Below are 2274 nucleotides of genomic sequence, written 5' to 3' on the forward strand. Positions count from 1 at the left end.
GAAGATGGTGTGTTGGAAATTATACAGGACGCACCAAAGGGAGAAACAAATTATCGCCGAATATTAAGAAAACGAATGAAGTAATAACCACAGCACAAACCGCTGCTACATGGAATCCAGCAAACCATGCAACAGCGGTTTTCCTTTACCGTTTTTTCCTCTGGTTGATAGGCGTTCCCGTTTTCTTTGATTTTTGGAGAATCCGAATAAGCCAGCGAAATTCTTCATCTGACAGATTTTTATAGTTGATACCGAGCTGCTTGCAGTAAAGCACTGCCAGTTTTTCCAAACGGCTGCCCTTGAAATTTTCGACCGCTTCCAGATTTTCTTTCAGTTCATTGGCAACAGTGGTCTGGGGCGCACTCTCACTATCCTTTTTATGGGTTTCCCGAATATCCCGGATAATCAGGTTTAGGTCATCCAGAACCATGTGGCTGAAATATTCATCATCACTGATATGGGCGGCTTGCAGCACTTTCAAATGTGGGTCATCTTCGCCAGGGCGATACCGTTCTATGATTTCATGTCGGACAGTATCGACAAGGGTGTTGAGGTTTTGAATCTGCATGGTGGCAATCCCATCCACATAAATCTCAATGTCCGCAAGAAACTTGATAAAGTCCTTATGGGTGGCAAGTTCGCAGAGCAGACGGTTGTTGATCCGACCGCTTTTCAGAAGTGCAACCATTTCATCGTTCAAATGCAGCTCCGTCAGTGGCGTGTTGATCTGCTCCCTGTTCTCTGTCCGGCACAGCAGATAATCGACGGAAACCCCATAGAAGTCTGCCAGCGTGATAAGGTTGCCATGATTGATTTCCTTAAAATCTTCTTTTTCATAACTGCCAAGGGCTGATTTAGAAATACCCGTTAGTTTTGATAGTTCTTCCAGATTTAAGCCTTTGTCCTTGCGGAGTTCCCAAAGGCGTTCCTGTATGCTTGTTGCTCCTTTCATGGGCACACGCTCCTTTCCAACGGTTTCATTGCTGCCGCTTATCTGGATTATATCACACTTTCCGTAATCGTGGAAATTTCTGATTTTTACCCTTAATTCCTACTTTGTGGACATACGGCACAGGGCACAAAAATGTTCTATGATACAGGTAGTTCATCGATGGATTATTCCAATCGAATGACCAGCCTGTGTGGGATATGCTTCCCCGGCGATGTAGCGCCATGAATTTTGGCAGGGATATGGAGGAACCCTGACCAAAACGAGCGTACCAAAGGGAGCGATACGCCGCTGTGAGATTCAGGGGAGGAACGACACCGGGGAGAACTGGCGAACTGACACCGAAATGATACCGAAACACAACAATCTGATAGGGGGACAGTCTACCCTATCGCTGATACTTCGGGAGATTTTAAGCGGCTCTATGGCTGTAATTTTACCGAAAATCGCCCCGAAACCATACACTAAAACGGGAGGAAGCGCAATATGCCGAGAATGAGCAAAAAGAGGAAGTATGAGCTTTCCTTTTACCTCAATGACCGGGGGCGTGTCACTTACAACGAATTATGCCGGAAATGCCAGCATGGGTGCAAGCAGAGCTTCCGGGCGGTTGTGATTGACTGCCCCTGTTATTTATCCAAACGAGCAAAGAAAAAGGAGGAACACACAGAATGAATTTTGAATTTATGACGATAGACACACCATTGCCGCCCTGTATGCCTTTTCCCAGAGCGTTGACAGGATTTCCAGTCAGCAGCACCGCAAAGGTCATGTACTGCCGGATGCTGGACGCTATGCTCTCCAAAGGGCAGGAGGACGAGAACGGAATCCTCTTTGTCTGCTTCCCTGTCACAGCCATTGCCGCAGTCCTGTCCCGCAGCTCCATGACGGTCAAGCGTTCTCTGAATGAACTGGAAACTGCCGGACTTATCATGCGGGTGCGTCAGGGCATTGGAGAACCAAACCGGATTTATGTGCTGATACCGGGAAAGGAGGACGCTGCCCTTGCCTGATACCTCAAAGCTGGAAAAACTCAATCGGGAGTTGGAAAAAAGCGAAAAGAAACTGCGGAAAGCCATCAATGATGAAAAGGCATTGCAGCACCAGTTGAAACAGCTTACCCGAAAGGAACGGACGCACCGGCTCTGTACCCGTGGCGGTATGCTGGAAAGTTTTCTGCAAGAGCCGGAACGCCTGACAGATGATGATGTCATGCTGTTGTTGAAACTCATTTTTCACAGACAGGACACGCAGGAACTATTGAAAAAACTGCTGGAACGGGAGATGCCGGAACCCCCTTAGTTTACTAAGGGCGCAATTATACA

The 2274-nt window shown here is 47.4% G+C and carries 4 protein-coding genes; 3 read left to right on the top strand and 1 reads right to left on the bottom strand.

Annotated elements, in window-relative coordinates; genetic code table 11:
- Nucleotides 1–145 precede the first annotated feature (145 nt).
- Nucleotides 146–952, bottom strand: a complete 807-nt coding sequence (locus OCV61_RS18365; protein ID WP_005924756.1) for a helix-turn-helix domain-containing protein — start codon at nt 950–952, stop codon at nt 146–148.
- 483 nt (nt 953–1435) lie between these two features.
- Here OCV61_RS18365 and OCV61_RS18370 point away from each other — a divergent pair, with 483 nt between their 5' ends.
- From OCV61_RS18370 to OCV61_RS18380, 3 genes are read left to right on the top strand one after another with little or no spacing between them, the layout of a single operon-like run.
- A complete protein-coding gene (locus OCV61_RS18370; protein ID WP_005927683.1) occupies nt 1436–1624 on the top strand; it encodes a hypothetical protein in 189 nt (62 codons plus the stop codon).
- Nucleotides 1621–1962: a DeoR family transcriptional regulator gene (locus OCV61_RS18375; protein WP_005927681.1), complete on the top strand. Its 342-nt coding sequence runs from the start codon at nt 1621–1623 to the stop codon at nt 1960–1962. The genes OCV61_RS18370 and OCV61_RS18375 overlap by 4 nt, the downstream gene beginning before the upstream one ends.
- Entirely contained in the window at nt 1955–2251 is a 297-nt protein-coding gene (locus tag OCV61_RS18380; RefSeq protein ID WP_005927679.1) for a DUF3847 domain-containing protein, read from the top strand. The genes OCV61_RS18375 and OCV61_RS18380 overlap by 8 nt, the downstream gene beginning before the upstream one ends.
- The last annotated feature ends 23 nt before the right edge of the window (nt 2252–2274 follow it).

The organism is Blautia ammoniilytica (assembly GCF_025566965.1).
In the GTDB taxonomy this organism is placed as follows: Bacteria; Bacillota; Clostridia; order Lachnospirales; family Lachnospiraceae; genus Blautia_A; species Blautia_A ammoniilytica.